General features: G+C 68.1%; 18 protein-coding genes. 5 read left to right on the plus strand and 13 right to left on the minus strand.

Going from position 1 to position 16,211, the window contains the following annotated elements; translation table 11 throughout:
- Positions 1-286: 286 nt before the first annotated feature.
- Entirely contained in the window at positions 287-1,204 is a 918-nt protein-coding gene (locus AC3WT6_RS11935) for an AraC family transcriptional regulator (protein ID WP_492653795.1), read from the minus strand.
- Positions 1,205-1,304: 100 nt separating this feature from the next.
- Between AC3WT6_RS11935 and AC3WT6_RS11940 the strand changes: the two genes are divergently transcribed.
- The 3 genes from AC3WT6_RS11940 to ilvB all read left to right on the plus strand — a co-directional run bounded on the left by AC3WT6_RS11940 (position 1,305) and on the right by ilvB (position 5,078).
- Positions 1,305-2,051: an SDR family oxidoreductase gene (locus AC3WT6_RS11940; protein WP_492653796.1), complete on the plus strand. Its 747-nt coding sequence runs from the start codon at positions 1,305-1,307 to the stop codon at positions 2,049-2,051.
- Positions 2,052-2,150: 99 nt separating this feature from the next.
- The gene (locus AC3WT6_RS11945; protein WP_492653797.1) at positions 2,151-3,035 is read left to right on the plus strand and encodes a DMT family transporter; all 885 of its coding nucleotides are present in this window, start codon (positions 2,151-2,153) and stop codon (positions 3,033-3,035) included.
- A gap of 351 nt (positions 3,036-3,386) precedes the next feature.
- The gene (gene ilvB, locus AC3WT6_RS11950; protein ID WP_492653798.1) at positions 3,387-5,078 is read left to right on the plus strand and encodes a biosynthetic-type acetolactate synthase large subunit; all 1,692 of its coding nucleotides are present in this window, start codon (positions 3,387-3,389) and stop codon (positions 5,076-5,078) included.
- Between the two features lie 66 nt (positions 5,079-5,144).
- On the opposite strand, the gene AC3WT6_RS11955 is transcribed toward ilvB, so the two are convergent.
- Positions 5,145-6,050 (minus strand): recombination-associated protein RdgC, encoded by a 906-nt coding sequence (locus AC3WT6_RS11955; RefSeq protein WP_492653799.1) that lies wholly within the window; start codon positions 6,048-6,050, stop codon positions 5,145-5,147.
- Between the two features lie 125 nt (positions 6,051-6,175).
- Here AC3WT6_RS11955 and AC3WT6_RS11960 point away from each other — a divergent pair, with 125 nt between their 5' ends.
- On the plus strand, positions 6,176-6,985 hold the full coding sequence (locus tag AC3WT6_RS11960) for an FHA domain-containing protein (RefSeq protein ID WP_492653800.1): 810 nt from the start codon (positions 6,176-6,178) through the stop codon (positions 6,983-6,985).
- An 11-nt stretch (positions 6,986-6,996) separates the two neighbouring features.
- On the opposite strand, the gene AC3WT6_RS11965 is transcribed toward AC3WT6_RS11960, so the two are convergent.
- Positions 6,997-7,878 (minus strand): UDP-2,3-diacylglucosamine diphosphatase, encoded by an 882-nt coding sequence (locus tag AC3WT6_RS11965; RefSeq protein WP_492653801.1) that lies wholly within the window; start codon positions 7,876-7,878, stop codon positions 6,997-6,999.
- Between the two features lie 140 nt (positions 7,879-8,018).
- On the opposite strand from AC3WT6_RS11965, the gene AC3WT6_RS11970 reads away from it, so the two are divergent.
- Entirely contained in the window at positions 8,019-8,369 is a 351-nt protein-coding gene (locus AC3WT6_RS11970) for a hypothetical protein (protein WP_492653802.1), read from the plus strand.
- A gap of 58 nt (positions 8,370-8,427) precedes the next feature.
- Here AC3WT6_RS11970 and purH read toward each other — a convergent pair whose 3' ends face one another.
- The 10 genes from purH to cutA all read right to left on the minus strand — a co-directional run bounded on the left by purH (position 8,428) and on the right by cutA (position 16,135).
- Positions 8,428-9,984, minus strand: coding sequence for a bifunctional phosphoribosylaminoimidazolecarboxamide formyltransferase/IMP cyclohydrolase (gene purH / locus AC3WT6_RS11975; protein ID WP_492653841.1), 1,557 nt, complete (start codon positions 9,982-9,984; stop codon positions 8,428-8,430).
- Between the two features lie 41 nt (positions 9,985-10,025).
- Positions 10,026-10,343 (minus strand): helix-turn-helix domain-containing protein, encoded by a 318-nt coding sequence (locus AC3WT6_RS11980; protein ID WP_492653803.1) that lies wholly within the window; start codon positions 10,341-10,343, stop codon positions 10,026-10,028.
- A gap of 107 nt (positions 10,344-10,450) precedes the next feature.
- Positions 10,451-11,329, minus strand: coding sequence for a 50S ribosomal protein L11 methyltransferase (gene prmA / locus AC3WT6_RS11985; RefSeq protein WP_492653804.1), 879 nt, complete (start codon positions 11,327-11,329; stop codon positions 10,451-10,453).
- A gap of 67 nt (positions 11,330-11,396) precedes the next feature.
- A complete protein-coding gene (locus AC3WT6_RS11990) occupies positions 11,397-12,227 on the minus strand; it encodes an HDOD domain-containing protein (protein WP_492653805.1) in 831 nt (276 codons plus the stop codon).
- Between the two features lie 96 nt (positions 12,228-12,323).
- A complete protein-coding gene (gene accC / locus AC3WT6_RS11995; RefSeq protein ID WP_492653806.1) occupies positions 12,324-13,673 on the minus strand; it encodes an acetyl-CoA carboxylase biotin carboxylase subunit in 1,350 nt (449 codons plus the stop codon).
- 13 nt (positions 13,674-13,686) lie between these two features.
- Positions 13,687-14,160: an acetyl-CoA carboxylase biotin carboxyl carrier protein gene (gene accB / locus AC3WT6_RS12000; RefSeq protein ID WP_492653807.1), complete on the minus strand. Its 474-nt coding sequence runs from the start codon at positions 14,158-14,160 to the stop codon at positions 13,687-13,689.
- 79 nt (positions 14,161-14,239) lie between these two features.
- The gene (gene aroQ / locus AC3WT6_RS12005; RefSeq protein WP_492653808.1) at positions 14,240-14,686 is read right to left on the minus strand and encodes a type II 3-dehydroquinate dehydratase; all 447 of its coding nucleotides are present in this window, start codon (positions 14,684-14,686) and stop codon (positions 14,240-14,242) included.
- A 119-nt stretch (positions 14,687-14,805) separates the two neighbouring features.
- Positions 14,806-15,387, minus strand: coding sequence for a TlpA family protein disulfide reductase (locus AC3WT6_RS12010; protein WP_492653809.1), 582 nt, complete (start codon positions 15,385-15,387; stop codon positions 14,806-14,808).
- Positions 15,387-15,848 (minus strand): protein-disulfide reductase DsbD N-terminal domain-containing protein, encoded by a 462-nt coding sequence (locus tag AC3WT6_RS12015; RefSeq protein ID WP_492653810.1) that lies wholly within the window; start codon positions 15,846-15,848, stop codon positions 15,387-15,389. Before AC3WT6_RS12015 ends, AC3WT6_RS12010 begins: the two co-directional genes overlap by 1 nt.
- Positions 15,809-16,135, minus strand: a complete 327-nt coding sequence (gene cutA / locus AC3WT6_RS12020; protein WP_492653811.1) for a divalent-cation tolerance protein CutA — start codon at positions 16,133-16,135, stop codon at positions 15,809-15,811. The genes AC3WT6_RS12015 and cutA overlap by 40 nt, the downstream gene beginning before the upstream one ends.
- Positions 16,136-16,211 lie beyond the last annotated feature (76 nt).

Consider the following 16,211-nt stretch of genomic DNA (forward strand, 5'->3'; position numbering starts at 1 on the left):
CGCGCGCGATTTCCCGCACTTCCACACCTCGCCGCACTACTACCGAGCCGCTACGGGCTCAACAGCCGGCGCCTACGTCGTTCCTTTGGCACTGGTGATCGCAGGCGCCGCCCTCGTTGCCACCGCGTGGGTGCTAGGCCGCAGGCAGTCGCGGTAGCGAGCCATGCTGTTGCACCACCCTTCGCTGCACCAATACCGCCACAGCGGGCGTCGCACGCCTCCACGTTCTCTCGCGCAAACCTAGGCTGGACATTACCGGCACCAAATCGCCACGGACTAGCGCCGCTTAGATGACCCCAGCTTCCTGGCCCAAGCGCTGCCGCGCATACCGGCTCGGCGAATGGCCGACATGCCGGCTGAAGGCGGTGCTGAAGGCACTGGCCGAGCCGTAGCCGACACGCTCGGCGATCTCGGCGAGCCCGAGGTCCTGCTGACGCAGTAGGCCCTTGGCGACCGCCATGCGCCAGGCGACGAGGTATTCCATCGGCGACAGGCCGAGGGCGCGTGTGAAGTGCTCGAAGAAAGCCGAGCGCGACAACGCAGCTTTCTTGGCGAGTTCCGCCACCGTCCAGCCTCGGGCGGGCTCGCCGTGGATGTGGCGGATGGCGCGTGCGAGTCGGGCGTCGGCCAGGCCGCGCAGCAGGCCGGGTGGCGCGTTGTCGCTGGGCGCGGCGCGCAGCGCTTCGATCAGCAGCACTTCCACGAGGCGCGTGAGCACTTGCTCGCGACCAGGGCGGCTCGCGCGCGATTCCTCACTCAGCAGGCGCACCAGCACCGACAGGCGCTCGACGCCACGCACATGCACCAGCGAAGGCAGCAGCGACACCAGCAAGGCGGCGTCGGGCGAGTCGAATACGAAATAGCCGCCCAGCAGGCGCACGTCCGGGCGTCCGCCGCGGCCACCGTGACGCACCTCGCCCGTCATCGGCGCGAGGCCCCGGGGATCTATCGCCACCGGCTCGGCGGGCTCGAAGCCGGACATGGTGAAGCCGGGCGTCGCCGGCAGCAGCAGGAAGTCGCCCTGCTCCAGACGCAGCGGCGGCTCACCATCCACGGCCAGCAGGCAGCCGCCTTCCAGCACCACACAGAAGCTCGGCTGACCGAACACCGAATAGCGCACCGCCCAGCGTCCAGCACCGCTGATGCCTTTGGAGAGCACGGAGCTGGGACGCAGCAAGGCGATGACTTCGGTCAGCGGATCCATGGATTAGGACTATTGCGAATGTTATTCGGACTATTCGTTATAGATCGTACTTCATCGGCGCCCTATCGTGGCCTCCATGGAAACCAACCAGGAGACCTCCATGAAAACCGTACTGATTACCGGCTGCTCGTCGGGCTATGGCCTTGAAACCGCGCGCTACTTCCATTCCCAGGGCTGGAAGGTGATCGCCACCATGCGCACGCCGCGCCCGGAGCTGCTGCCTGCGTCCGAGCGCATGCGGGTGTTGGCGCTCGACGTCACCCGGCCCGAGAGCATCGCCGCCGTGCTGGCGGCCAGCGGGCCCATCGACGTGCTGGTGAACAACGCCGGCATCGGTCTGCTTGGCGCTTTCGAGGCCACGCCGATGGCGACCACCCGCGAGTTGTTCGAGACCAACACCTTCGGGGTGATGGCGATGACGCAGTCGGTGCTGCCGCAGTTCCGTGCGCGGCGCTCGGGCGTGGTGGTCAACGTCACCTCCAGCGCCACGCTGGCGCCGATGCCGCTGGTGGCCGTCTACACCGCCAGCAAGATGGCCATCGAGGGCTTTACCGCCTCGCTCGCGCACGAGTTGGCGGCCTTCGATGTGGGCGTGAAGCTGGTCGAGCCGGGCTATGGCCCCAGCACTCGTTTTACCGAGAACGGCGGCGTGCGCATGCAGGGGCTGATCCCCGAGGCCTATGCGGCCTACGCGCAGAGCGTGTTTGCCCTGTTCGCGCAGCCGAGCGCGGTGACCAAGGAGACTGACGTCGCTGAAACGGTGTGGCGCGCCGCCAACGACAGCTCGACGCAACTCCGCTTCCCGGCCGGTGCCGACGCGGTGGCGCTCGCCAAGGCGGCGGGATAAATCTCGCGAGAGCCGGATAGCCTCGGCGGCGCTCCTGCAGCGCCGCAACCTCCGGTGTAGGCTGCGCGCCGTTTCCAGCTCCGCGCAGGCGCCGCCGCCATGTCCCACACCGACAACCGTAGAGGCATCTTCGCCATGCTGGCGGCGGTGGGGCTGTTCTCGCTGATGGACGCCGGGTTGAAGGCGCTGAGCACGCATTACCCGCCGATGCAGATGGCGGCGATTCGCGGCCTGTCTTCGCTGCCGCTGGTGGCGCTGTGGATACTCGCCAGCGGCCGCGCCGCCACGCTGCTGCGCGTCCGCTGGCCGCTGCACCTGTTCCGTGGCCTGCTGGGCATCGCGATGATGGCGAGCTTCACCTACGCGCTGCGCACGCTGCCGCTGGCCACTGCCTACAGCATCTTCTTCTGCGCGCCGCTGCTGATCACCGCGCTCTCCGGCCCCTTGCTGGGCGAGCGCGTGGGTCGGGCGCGCTGGCTGGCGATCGGCTTTGGTCTGCTGGGCATGCTGGTGATCCTGCGCCCCAGCGGCGAGGGACTGCTGAGCCTGCCGGCGCTGGCGGTGCTGTTTGCCGCCGTCGGCTATGCGCTGTCAGCCATCACCGTGCGGGTGCTGGCGCGCAGCGACAGCAGCCAGGCGATGGTGTTCTGGCTGATGACGCTGATGGGGGTCGGCGCGGCACTGCTGGCGGCACCGCAGTGGCAAGCGATTGCGGCATCGCACTGGCCGATCATCGCCGGCATCGGCCTCTGCGGCACGCTGGGGCAGATCGCCATCACCGAAGCCTTCTCGCGCGGCGAGGCCTCGGTGATCGCGCCGCTGGAATACTCGGCGCTGGCCTGGGCGCTGGGCCTCGATCTGCTGCTCTGGCAGCACCTGCCGGACGGCATCACCCTGCTCGGCGCGGCCATCATTGTCGCGGCCGGGGTGTTCCTGATCCGCCAGGAGCGTGGCCCCAAGGCGGTGCTGCCGGAGGCGCAATAGCCGCAAGCGACGCGACGCCCCCTCCGTCGCCTTCGGCGCCACCTCTCCCGCCAAGCAGGGGAGGCACAGCTAAACGGTCTACCCACACTGCGCAGACGCGCAGGTGCCGAGGGCCGGCGCCGGCCAGCTGAATTAGGCGACAGCTTTCAATCCGCGATCCAAATCGCCATAATCCGCCGCCATGAAGCTCTCCCGCGCCCTCAAAGCCATTCTCGTCGTCGCCGTCGTTACCGACGCGTCGTAGGGGAGCTGCTGAATCAACCAACCCCCGCCGACGCGAAATCGGCGGGGGTTTTTCTTTGAGCTTCACCCGCCGGTTTCTCGTCCAGGGTCTTTACCTAGGACGTAGCTATGAACCACTTCACCGGCGCAGAACTGATCGTGCACTTGCTGGAGAGCCAGGGCGTAGACCTGGTCGCCGGCATTCCCGGTGGCGCCATCCTGCCGCTCTATGAAGCGCTCGGCGGCGATACCCGCGTGCGCCATGTGCTGGCGCGCCACGAGCAGGCCGCGGGCTTCATCGCCCAGGGCATCGCGCGGGTGAGCGGCAAGGCGGGTGTCTGCCTGGCGACTTCCGGGCCGGGGGTGACCAACCTGCTCACCGCGATCGCCGACGCCAAGCTCGACTCGGTGCCGCTGGTCTGCATCACCGGCCAGGTGCCGCAGCACCTGATCGGCACCGATGCCTTCCAGGAAGTGAAGACCGGGCATCTGGCGGATTCCATCACCAAGGCCAACTTCTTCGCGCGCTCGGTGGAAGACCTGCTGTGGATGATCCCCGAGGCCTTCCGCATCGCCGAGTCCGGCCGCCCCGGCCCGGTGCTGGTGGACGTGCCCAAGGACGTGCAGTTGCAGCGCATCGCCCTGCCGCTGCCGCCGCCTCCCTGCCTGAGCGAGACCGCCGAAGAGCGCCGCCAGCCCACCAACACCGCCTGGGCAACCGCGGCGGCAATGATCAATGCCGCGCAGAAGCCGGTGCTCTACCTGGGCGGCGGCGTGGTCAAGGCGCGCGCCTGGGAGGCGGCGCGGGCGCTGGCCGAGAAGGCCGGGCTGCCGACCACCACCAGCCTGATGGCTCTGGGCAGCCTGCCCGCCGGGCACCCGCTCGCGCTGGGCATGCTGGGCATGCACGGCGCCAAGGCCACCAACCATGTGCTCGACGAGTGCGATCTGCTGATCGCGGTGGGCGCACGCTTCGACGACCGCGCCACCGGCCAGCCGAGCGGCTTCTGCCCGCAGGCGCAGATCATCCACATCGATCTCGACGCCCACGAGTTCGGCAAGATCAAAACCCCGACCCTGGCCTTGCAGGCCGACGCCCGCCAGGCGCTGGAAACCCTGCTGCCGCGCCTGCGCGCGCAGAGCCGGCCGGGCTGGCTGGCGCGCATCGCCGCCCTGCGCGCGGCCTTCCCCGCCGAGCCCACGCGCGACAGCCTGCAAGACCCCAGCGGCCTGATCGCCGCCGTGGCTGAGCTCGCCGGCCCCGAGGCGCTGATCAGCACCGATGTCGGCCAGCACCAGATGTGGGTGGCGCAGCACTACCCGTTCGCGCGGCCGGACCGCTGGCTGACCTCCGGCGGCCTGGGCACCATGGGCTTCGGCCTGCCGGCCGCCATCGGCGCGGCGCTGGCGCGGCCGGACCTGCCCAATGTCTGCTTCACCGGCGACGGCAGCCTGCTGATGAACGTGCAGGAGCTGGCGACACTCGCCGAGCTGGACCTGCCGGTGAAGATCGTGCTGCTCGACAACGCCGCGCTGGGCCTGGTGCGCCAGCAGCAGACGCTGTTCTACAAGCAGCGCCATGTCGCCTCGCACTACGTCACCCCGACCGACTTCGCGAAGGTGGCGGAGGCCTTCGGCATCCCCGCCTACGATCTCGGCCGCCTGAGCGAGCCGCGTCAGGCGCTGGAAGCCGCCTTCCGCAGCGCCGGCCCGGCGCTGATCCGGGTGCCGGTGGATGCCGACCGCCAGGTGCTGCCGATGGTGGTGCCGGGGCGCTCCAACCTGGAGGTGGTGCAGCCCTATGTCGACACCGAAAGCTGAGGGCAGTGTCGTCGAAGGAATGATGTGTCTCCCCTGTGGGACAGGGGAGACACCAAAAACAAGCGGCTAGGCCTTCTCGCCGCCCAGCGCCTCGACCAGATCGGCCAGCAGCGCCGAGAGCGTGCCGGTCATCAGCGTGAAGTCGGCCTCGAACTGCTGCTCGGGAGTGGCGAAGCTGGACTCGTCACCGTTCTTTTCCATCTCCAGAAACTTCAGGCGCTTGACCTGGAAAGGCTCCACCAGCAGCAGGCTCAGGCGCTCGCGCCAGACCAGGCCGAGCCGGGTGGCGAGCTTGCCGCCGCTGATGTGCTCGCGGATCTCTTTCACCGAGAGATCGTGGCGCAGGTAGCGCACGGTGGCGCCGTCTTCGCCGGTGCCCTTGAGCTCGCATTCGCTGTCGAGCGCGAAATCGCGCGTCGCCTTGCCCAGGGTCAGCCACTGGGTCATCGCGCCCTGCGGCGACAGCTCGGTTTCCAGACGCGTCACCGGCAGCTCGCCCAGGCTGTTGCGCAGCTGTTCCAGCAGCTCCTCGGCGCGCGCCGGGCTGGAGGCATCGACCACCAGCCAGCGGGCGTCGGGATCGATCCAGGCACAGGTCACCCGCCGCTTGGCGAAAGCGCGCGGCAACAGCTCGGCGGTCACCCGCTCCTTCAAGTCGCGCAGCTGCTTGCGGCCGGGCTTGTAGCCCTGCTTCTGCTCCAGCTCGGCGGCACGCTCCAGGGCCTCCTGGTTGACCACGCTGGCGGGCAGGATCTTCTGCTCGCTGCCCATGGCGATCAGCAGATGCTTTCCCAGCGAGGCCACCAGGCCGGTCGCGCCCTCGCCGGAGACCGGCGGTACCCAGCCGCGGGTCTGTAGGCTGAGGCCGCTACAGGGCAGCAGCGGCTGCTTGGCAAGCACTGCCTCCAGGCCGCCGGGAGTCATGGCCCAACCATTGGCCAGACGGTAGATCTGCAGATTCTTGAACCACATGGAGGTACTGCCCTCGATATCCGGGCGGCGATGATAGAGGAGCGGCCGGCTCTTGCGGGGCAGCCGCTTGCTGGGTCAGGCTAGGGCCGGGCAAGAATTCCACGCGGGAACGACTCAAAGACATCATGGCGAAGTTGGTCTGGCAGGTGCCGGGACAGGCACCGCTCGCATTTCCCCTGCGGCACGAACGGATCTCGGTGGGGCGCGATGCCGGCAACGACCTGCGCTTGCCGGAGCCGGCGGTCAGTGGCCGCCACGCGGCGCTGATCCTGCGCGACGGCCGGGTCACCGTGCATGACCTCAATTCCAGCAACGGCACCTGGGTCAACGGCAGCCGCATCAGCAGCCAGGAGCTGGTGCATGGCGACAGCGTCGCCTTTGGCCGGGTGGCGATGCGCTTCATCGACGAGACGCCGACGGCGGTGGAGCCGAAGTTGGCCGCCACCATTCCGCGGCCGGCGCTGGCCGCCAATGCCGAGCCGGAAACGCCGGCGCTGCCAAGCGGCGGCGACAGCAACCCGCAGATGGCCCATGACGGCAGCCCCGATCTGCAGGAACTGGATCGCCTGCTGGGTTCGATCCGCAGCTTTCGCGAACAGGAGGAAGACAGCCAGCGCCAGCGCCAGGCCGAGCTGCTGCGCGAATGGCGCACCACCCTGGCCTATGCCGAGGCGATGAAGGCGCGGCTGGCCAGCGAGAGCCGCATCCGCTACTTCGAGGTTTCCGAGCGCCGGCACGAGATCGTGCTGCGAGTGGTACGCAGCGAGGGCCAGCCCAATCGCCTGCTGTCGCTGACCTGGGGTCATCCGGATCAGCGCGACAAGGCACCGGACGGCATCTGGGTGCGCGCCTCCGGCCTGCAGGATCGCCGCTACGAGAAGTCCGCCGAAGCGGTGCGCGAGCTGGTCTCCCAGCTGGCGCTGTTCCTGGCCTAGGGCTAGAGGCCCTAGGCGGCCTCGGCCGCGGCCTCGACCACCGGCAGACGCGGCTTGGCCGGCTTGCGCAGCTGGTTGAGATGGTCGATCTGCACCCAGCGGATCACCTCGATGCGACCGTCCAGATGCTCGACCAGCGCGGTGCAGCTCTCCACCCAGTCGCCGCAGTTGTGATAGGTGACGCCGCCGATGTCGCGCAGCTCGGCGTGGTGGATATGCCCGCAAACCACGCCGTCCAGACCGCGCCGACGGCATTCGTGTGCCACCGAATCCTCGAAGGTGGAGACCACGTTCACCGCGGTCTTGACGTGCTGCTTGGCGAAGGCCGACAGACTCCAGTAGCCCATACCCAGCATGCTGCGCGCGCGGTTGAACCAGTAGTTGAAGCGCATGGTGCCTTCGTAGAGCGTGTCACCGGCCATCGCGATCCAGGCGTGGTAGCGGGTGATGACGTCGAAGGCGTCGCCGTGGGTGATCAGCAGCTTGCGGCCATCGGCGGTCTGGTGCACCGCCTCGTTGACGAACTTGATGTTGCCCAGCTCCAGGCGAAAGCCGACGAACTTGCGCAGAAACTCGTCGTGGTTGCCGGTCACGTAGTAGACCCGCGTGCCGCGCTTGGCCTTGGTCAGCACCTTGCGCACGACGTTGGTGTGCTCCTGCGGCCAGTAGAAGCTGTTCTTGAGCTTCCAGCCGTCGATGATGTCGCCGACCAGGTAGAGCGTGTCGCAGGTGTGGCTCTTCAGAAACTCGACCAGATGCTCGGCCTTGCAGCCGGGGGTGCCGAGATGCACGTCGGATATCCAGACCGTGCGGTAGTGGGTCTTGCCGGCTTCAACCTGGGCCTTGCCGGGCTTGGCGCTGATGGCCTTGCTGCTGGGACGGGCTCTTTTCATGTGCGCGGATTTTCCGGCCGGCGCGTGACGATTGCGTGACGCGCAGCGGCTCCGGAGCCAGTTCAGAGCCGGTTCAGGCGCTGGCGCGAGGCTGCCACTGCGGCCTACTCCCTGGTCCGCCCTTATTCGAGGCACACCCCATGAACAAGCGCATCGTCTGTGGTCTGTTGGCCGGCCTGACCAGCCTCAGCCTGCTGCCGACCGCGGCCCTGGCCGACACCCGGGTCTATGTCGGCATCGGCCTGCCCTACCCGCCCGCGGTGGTGATCGAATCGCCACGCCATCATCGCTATCCGCCGCCCCGCTATTACTCGGAACCGGTGGTCTACTACCGCCCGGCGCCGGTCTATTACTACGACCGCGACTGGGATCGGCACGAACACGGCCGTCACTGCCGTCACGACGACCGTGGCGACTGGCGTGGACGCGACGATGATCGCGGCTACTGGCGCGGCAACGACGACCACCGCCACGGCGGCCGCCATCGCTAAAGCCTGTTGCGCGCGCAAAAAAGCCCGGCCGTAGCCGGGCTTTTTTGTGCGCGTCGCCTCAGTGGCGGAAGTGGCGCACGCCGGTGAACACCATCGCCATGCCGTGTTCGTCGGCGGCGGCGATCACCTCGCTGTCGCGCATCGAACCGCCCGGCTGGATCACCGCGCGGATACCGGCAGCCGCAGCGGCGTCGATGCCGTCGCGGAACGGGAAGAAGGCATCCGAGGCCATCACGCTGCCGGCGACGGTGAGCTTCTCGTCGGCGGCCTTGATGCCGGCGATCTTCGCCGAGTAGACGCGGCTCATCTGGCCGGCGCCGACGCCGATGGTCTGGCGGTTGCGGGCGTAGACGATGGCATTGCTCTTGACGAACTTCGCGACCTTGGCGGCGAAGATCAGGTCGTGGATCTCGGCCTCGGTAGGCGCGCGCTTGGTCACCACTTTCAGACCCGCTTCGCTGGGCAGGGCGAGATCGGCGTCCTGCACCAGCAGACCACCACCGACGCGCTTGTAGTCGAAGCTCGCCGCCGGCTGCGAGGGCCACTCGCCGGTGACCAGCAGGCGCACATTGGGCTTGGCCGCCACCGCCGCCACCGCCTCGGCGTCGGCGCTGGGGGCGATGATCACCTCAACGAACTGGCGGCCGACGATCAGCTGCGCAGTGGCGCCATCGAGCGGCCGGTTGAAGGCGATGATGCCGCCGAAGGCGCTGGTGGGATCGGTCTGGTAGGCCAGCTCGTAGGCGGCGCGGATGCCGTCCAGCGACACCGCCACACCGCAGGGATTGGCGTGCTTGACGATCACGCAGGCCGGCTTGACGAAGGCCTGCACGCAGCCCAGCGCCGCGTCGGCGTCGGCCAGATTGTTGTAGCTGAGTTCCTTGCCCTGCAGCTGCCTGGCCGCGGCCAGCGAACCCACTGGCGGATTCGCCTCGCTGTAGAAGGCGGCCCGCTGGTGCGGGTTCTCGCCGTAGCGCAGCGACTGCAGCTTGTTGAGCTGGATGCCGAACACCGCCGGGAAGGGATCGCGGCTACCGTCTTCGGCGACGCTGGAAAGGTAGGCCGCGACCGCCGCATCGTAGCGGGCGGTCAGCGCAAAGGCCTTGAGCGCGAGCCGACGGCGGGTGGCGAGCGTCAGGCCGCCCTGGGCATCGAGTTCCGCCAGCAGCGCGGCGTAGTCGGCGGGGTCGACCAGCACGCCGACGTGGGCGTGGTTCTTGGCGGTGGCGCGCAGCATCGCCGGACCGCCGATGTCGATGTTCTCGATGGCGTCGGCGTCGGCGACGCCGGGCTTGGCGACGGTCTGCTCGAAGGGATAGAGGTTGACCACCAACAGATCAATCGGCGCGATGCCGTGCTCGGCCATCACCGCGTCGTCGTGGCCGCGACGGCCGAGCAGGCCGCCGTGGATCTTCGGATGCAGGGTCTTGACCCGGCCGTCCATGATCTCCGGGAAGCCGGTGTGCTCGCCGACTTCGGTGACCTTCAGGCCGGCGTCGCGCAGCAGCTTGCAGGTGCCGCCGGTGGAGAGCAGCTCGACCCCACGCTGTTGCAGGCCCTGGGCCAGCTCCAGCACTCCGGCCTTGTCGGAGACCGACAGCAGGGCGCGGCGGATTTTGGCGAGCGTGGTGGGCGCGACTTGCGCGGCGACGATGCTCACAGGCGACGCTCGGGCAGACCCTGGCCGCGAGCGGCGGCCAGGGCGCCGGCGGTGGCCTTGGCGCTGATCTTGTACTGGCCCAGCTTCTTGCGCAGGGTGGCGCGGTTCAGACCCAGCATGTCGGCGGCCTTGGACTGATTGCCACGGCAATACGCCAGGGTGGCGCGCAGCAGCGGCGGCTCGACCTGCGCCAGGATCACGTCGTAGAGGTTTTCCGGCGCGTGGCCGTTCAACGCCCGGAAGTAATCGTTGAGGCTGTCGGAGACGGCATGGCTGAGCGGCTTGGTGTCACGCTCGTAGGGCTTGAACGACATGGGTCATACGAACGCTTGGGCGTCCGTGCGCAGCGAAAAGGGCGGCAATGATACCCCCAAGGCCGGCGGTTAAAAAGCGTTCAGTACGCCGGATTTTTGTGACAGCCTTACTGTCGCCAGCCGTTGATGCGGCTCCAGCCTTCGCGCTGGCCGTCCGGCGCGAACACGAACCAGGGCGCATACGCGGCGCGCACTTCGTCGGCCTGGCGCTCCAGCAGGCCGGCCAGCGCGAACGGCGCACCCGGCTCGGCGCAGGCGGCCAGCAGCGGCGCCAACTGGATCAGCGGATTGGCCAGGATGTTGGCGACCAGCACGCCGTGCGGCGCCGGCTGGAAGTCTTCCGCCAGCAAGGTGGTCACCCGATCGGCGACGCCATTGACCTCGGCGTTGTCACGGGTGGCAGTCAGGGCCTGCGGGTCGATGTCGACGCATACCGCACGCTCGGCGCCGAGCAGCAGCGCGGCGATGGCGAGAATGCCGCTGCCGCAGCCGAAGTCGAGCACCGTGCGGCCCTTGAGGTCGGTCTGCGCCAGCCATTCCAGGCACAGATAGGTCGAGGGATGGGTGCCGGTGCCGAAGGCGAGACCGGGGTCGAGCAGCAGCACGGTGGCATCGGCCTCGGTGACCTCGTGGCGCTTGGCGCGCGGCACCACCCAGAACTTCTCGGCGATGCGCTGCACCGGCCAGTGCTCCAGCCAGACCCGCACCCAGTCGCGATCCTCGATCAGCAGCGTCTCGGTGCGCAGCGCCTCGGCTTCCGGCAGGGCCTCACGCAGCGCCGCCAGCACCGGCTCCAGATCCTGGTCTTCTTTGAAATAGGCCTGGGTGATGGTGTCTGGCCAGAACGGCGTCTCGCCCGGCAGCGGCTCCAGGATCGGGCTGTCTGCGGCATCGACGAAGCTCACCGCCGAAGCCTCGTGGGCGCTCAGCAGCTCCTCGGCAAATTCGGGAGTCCGGGTAAAGACACGCAGCTGCAACCAGGCCATGGGAGGTACGCGGGATCAACGCAAGGGGCGCCTAGGGTAGCGCGCTGGCGCCGCGCCGGTGCTGCTTTTAGGCCACGAGTTCCTCCAGCCCGCTGGCCAGCTTGTCGACCGGCGGCATCTTCTCGGCCACCGTCAGGTCCAGCCCCAGCAGGTCGAGCACGCGGACGTCCAGCGTCATCAGACTGATGTCGGCGGCATCGTGGCGCTCGTAGCCGGCGGCAAAATGACTGCCTAGGTAGACGCAGGCGGCGGCGCGCGAGAAATCCTCGGCGTGGAGCGGCTCCGGTGCATGGCGGATGGCGTCGACCATGCCCGGCGGAAACCGCCAGCTCTCGGTCAGCTCGGCACCGAGATCGGAATAGGCGAAGCCCACCTGGGCGCGCTCGCAGACGGCGCGCTCGCGGTCGAAGAAGCGGGTCTGGCGCTCCACCTCGCGCAGCTCCTCCTCCATCGCCATCACCATCAGCGGTTCGCCGATGGCGTGCAGCAGACCGGCGGTGAACGCCGCCTGCGCATCCTCGCCGCACTGCCCGGCGAAGTAGCGGGCGCTGACCGCGGTATGCAGGCAATAGCGCCAGAACAGCTCGCGCCCCAGCGAGGCCGGCACCTTGACGCTGGCGGCAAAGCCGGCGCCGACCACCAGCATGCGCAGCGCGTCCAGGCCCATGAACACGATGGCGTCGTTGACGCTGGTGACCGTGCGGCTGCGCCGGTAATAGGCGGAATTGGCCAGCCGCAAGACCTTGGCGGCGATCACCGGATCGGTATTCACCAGCCTGGCGATGCGTGTCAGGTCGATCTGCGGCTGATCGAAGGTGGCGATCAGCTCCTGCACCACCTTGGGCACCGTCGGCAGGGTGTGGATGCGGGACATCAGCGTGGCGGGCGTGGCGAGCATGGCGAAACCTGGCGACGGGGCTATGCCCACTAGATCGGCTCCGCCCCTTTCCAGCTTGATGCCGCGCGGCGCCTTCGGTCGGCGTCGCCCTACCGCTCAGCCCTCGCCGCGCTCCAGCATCTGTCCGAGGTAATGGATGTGGTGCTCGCCGGCGACGAAGGTCTCGTCGTCGAGGATGCGCCGCTGCAGAGGGATGTTGGTCTGGATGCCGTCGATCGCCATCTCCGAGAGCGCGATGCGCATGCGCGCCATCGCCGACTCGCGGGTGACGCCATAGGTGATCAGCTTGCCGATCATTGAGTCGTAATTGGGCGGCACCTTGTAGCCGGCGTAGCAGTGCGAGTCGATGCGCACGCCCGGGCCACCGGGTACGTGGTAGCGCTTGATCTCGCCCGGCGAGGGCACGAAGGTGCGCGGGTTCTCGGCATTGATGCGGCACTCGATGGCGTGGCCGCGCGGCACCACCTGGCTCTGGTCGATCCACAGCGTCTCGCCCTGAGCGACGCGGATTTGCGCCTGGATCAGGTCGATGCCGGTCACCAGCTCGGTCACCGGATGCTCGACCTGGATGCGGGTGTTCATCTCGATGAAGTAGAAGTGACCCTTGGCGTACAGGAACTCCATGGTGCCGGCGCCGCGATAACCGATGCGCTTGCAGGCCTCGACACAAAGTGCGCCGATCTCGGCGCGCTGAGCAGCGGTGATGCCGGGCGCCGGGCTTTCCTCGATCACCTTCTGGTTGCGGCGCTGCATGGAGCAGTCGCGCTCGCCCAGGTGCACGCAGTTGCCGTGGCCATCGGCCAGCACCTGGATCTCGATGTGGCGCGGCTCCTCCAGAAACTTCTCCAGGAATACCGAACCGTCCTTGAAGGCATTGAGCGCCTCGGTGCGGGCGAGCTGGATCTTGTTGATCAGCTCGCCCTCCTCGCGCACCACATGCATGCCACGACCACCACCACCGGCGGCGGCCTTGATCAGCACCGGGTAGCCGACCTTCTGGGCGATCTCGCGGCACTTCGCCTCGTCGTCGGGCAGCACGCCCTCGGAGCCGGGCACGCAGGGCACGCCGGCGGCGATCATCTCGGCCTTGGCGCTGGTCTTGCCGCCCATCAGGCGGATGGTTTCCGAACGCGGGCCGATGAACACGAAGCCGGACTTCTCGACACTCTCGGCGAAGTCGGCGTTCTCCGAGAGAAAGCCGTAGCCGGGGTGGATGGCATCGGCCTGGGTGACTTCGGCGGCGGAGATGATCGCCGCCATGTTCAGGTAGCTGCCGGAGGCGGCCGCCGGGCCGATGCACACCGATTCGTCGGCGAGCAGCACATGCTTCAAGTCACGGTCGGCGGTGGAATACACCGCCACCGTCTTGATGCCCATCTCGCGACAGGCACGCTGGATACGCAGGGCGATTTCGCCGCGATTGGCAATCAGGATCTTGTTGAACATGGCGCCGGCCGCCTTACGCGGGGTCGATGGCGAACAGCGGCTGATCGAACTCCACCGGCTTCTCGTTTTCGGCGAGCACCGCGGCAATCACGCCGTTCTTGTCGGCCTCGATCTGGTTGAGCATCTTCATGGCTTCGATGATGCAAAGAACCTGCCCGGCCTTAACCGTCTGGCCGACTTCGACAAAGGACTTGGCACCCGGCGAGGGCGAGCGGTAGAAGGTGCCGACCATCGGCGACTTGACGATGTGCTGGTTGCTGACCGGAGCGGCAGGCGCCGGCGCCGCGGGGGCGGCGGCAGGCGCGGCGGGTGCCGGCGGCTGCGCGTACTGCCCATAGGCGGCCGGCGGCAACATCACCTGCTGCGCCAGACCACCGGTGGGATAGCGGCTGATGCGCACGCTCTCCTCGCCCTCCTTCACTTCCAGCTCGGCGATGCCGGACTCTTCTACCAGGTCGATGAGCGTCTTGATCTTGCGCAGGTCCATGACGGGGTGAGGCTCCAAGGGAGGATCAGCGGTTCGTTGCCGTTGACCGGGATGTGGGGAAAGAAACTCAGAAAGGCGGCTAGACCGGCGGCCGCAGACGGTCGTGCAGGGCCAGCAGGGCCAGGCGATAACCGGCCGGGCCAAAGCCGACGATCACGCCCGCCGCCTTATCCGACAGGTAGGAATGCTGGCGGAAGGGTTCGCGTGCGTAGACGTTGGACAGATGCACTTCGACGAAGGGCAGGTTGACCGCGATCAGGGCGTCGCGCAGGGCGATGCTGGTGTGGGTGTAGGCGCCGGGATTGATGATGATGGCCTCCACCGCCTCCACCGCCGCCTGCTGGATGCGATCCACCAGCGCGCCTTCGTGGTTGGACTGAAAGCAGCTCAGGCGATGGCCCAGCACCACCGCCTCGCCGCTTAAGGCCGATTCGATGCCGGACAGGGTCTGGTGCCCGTAAATCCCCGGCTCTCGTTTGCCGAGCAGGTTGAGATTGGGACCGTTGACCAGCAGCAGGTGGCTCAAGGCAGCACGACGCGGTTCACGAAGATGAACGGAGTCTGCCCCAAGGGCGAGGTGAGACGCAAATCAGCGGAGATGGGTGCGACTTAGCAGATTTTGTTGACCACTTTGTGAACCGACCATCAAGCCGCCGGAGGCAGGAAGCGTTCCAGCAGCATTTTCAGCTTGGCGGCGTCGATCCCGCCCATTTCCAGGTGCCGGATCACGCCGTCGGGCCCGATCAGCACCGTGTAGGGGATCGCCCCCAGGCTGTTGCCCAGACTCTCCATCGCCGCCAGCACCGCCTCGTCGCCGGCCAGGGTCGGGTAGTTGAAACCCATTTCCGCCACCGCGTGGCGCACGGCCTCGGTCTCGTCCATGGCCACGCCCAGCACTTGCAGGCCCTGGGCACCCCGCTCGGCCTGCGCCCGGATCAGTACCGGGATCTCTTCCATGCAGGGCGCACACCAGGTCGCCCAGAAATTGACCAGCAGCCAGCGGCCGCGCCATTCCGACAGCGGGCGCGGCTTGCCGTCGAGATCCTTGAGGCTCAGCTCCGGCGCCAGCTGGCCTTCCAGCGCCCCATTGGCGGGCGGCACCCGCGGCACGCCCTCGGGGATCACCGGCGGCGCCGGCTGAAACTGCCGGGCCACCAGAAAACCGCCTGCGGCGGCGACCACGGCGATCAGCGCCGCCCCCAGCGCCTGGCGCGAGAAAACAGTCATCAGCGCACCGCCACCAGCTTGGTCTGCGGCGGATAGCAGACGCCGATGTCGGCGCAGCCCTGGTAGCGCACCCGCAGCGTGCGCGGCAGCGGCGCGTCCGCCGCCAGCGGAATGCGCGCCTGCACCCGGCCCCGGTAGATCTCGACGCTGCCAAACTCCGCATCCTGCTTGGGCTCGCCCTTGGGCAGCTGCGGCGACGCCAGCTTCAGCTTGGCCGGCGCGTCGACCGTCACCTTGAGCATGTGCCGGTACAGGTAGTAACCGGGCGCTACCGTCCATTGCAGTTGCAGCGCCCCGCCCTCGCGGCGCGCGCCGTCGAACTGGAAGGCCTGATCCACCGGCAGCAGGGCGTCGGCCTGGGCCTTGGACTTGAACAGGCTCTCGCCGGCCGCAGCCGGCAATGCCAGCAGCAGAGCGCCACTCAGGGCGAGGGAGAGTCGGAAACCTGGGATAGCAGCCATTGCAGATAGGGAGGGTGGGCGTCGTCGAGCTTGACCGCGACGATCTCGGGAAGTTCGTAGGGATGCTGCCGCAGCACCGCCTCACGCAGGGCCTGGAAGCGCTCGCTGGCGGTCTTGGCGATCAGCAGGGTCTCGCCTTCTTCGCAGACCTCGCCCTGCCAACGGTAGACCGAGCGCAGCCCCGGCAGCAGGTTGACGCAGGCGGCGAGCCTGGCCTCGACCAGGGCGCGCGCCAGGGCCGGCGCGGCCTCGGCGGGCGCGGTGATCAGGACCAGGATGGCGGACATGCGGATTGCGGATTGCGGATTGCGGATTGCGGATTGCGGATTGCGGATTGCGGATTGCGGATTGCGGATTGCGGAT

Source organism: Stagnimonas sp. FW305-C-60, assembly GCF_058782965.1.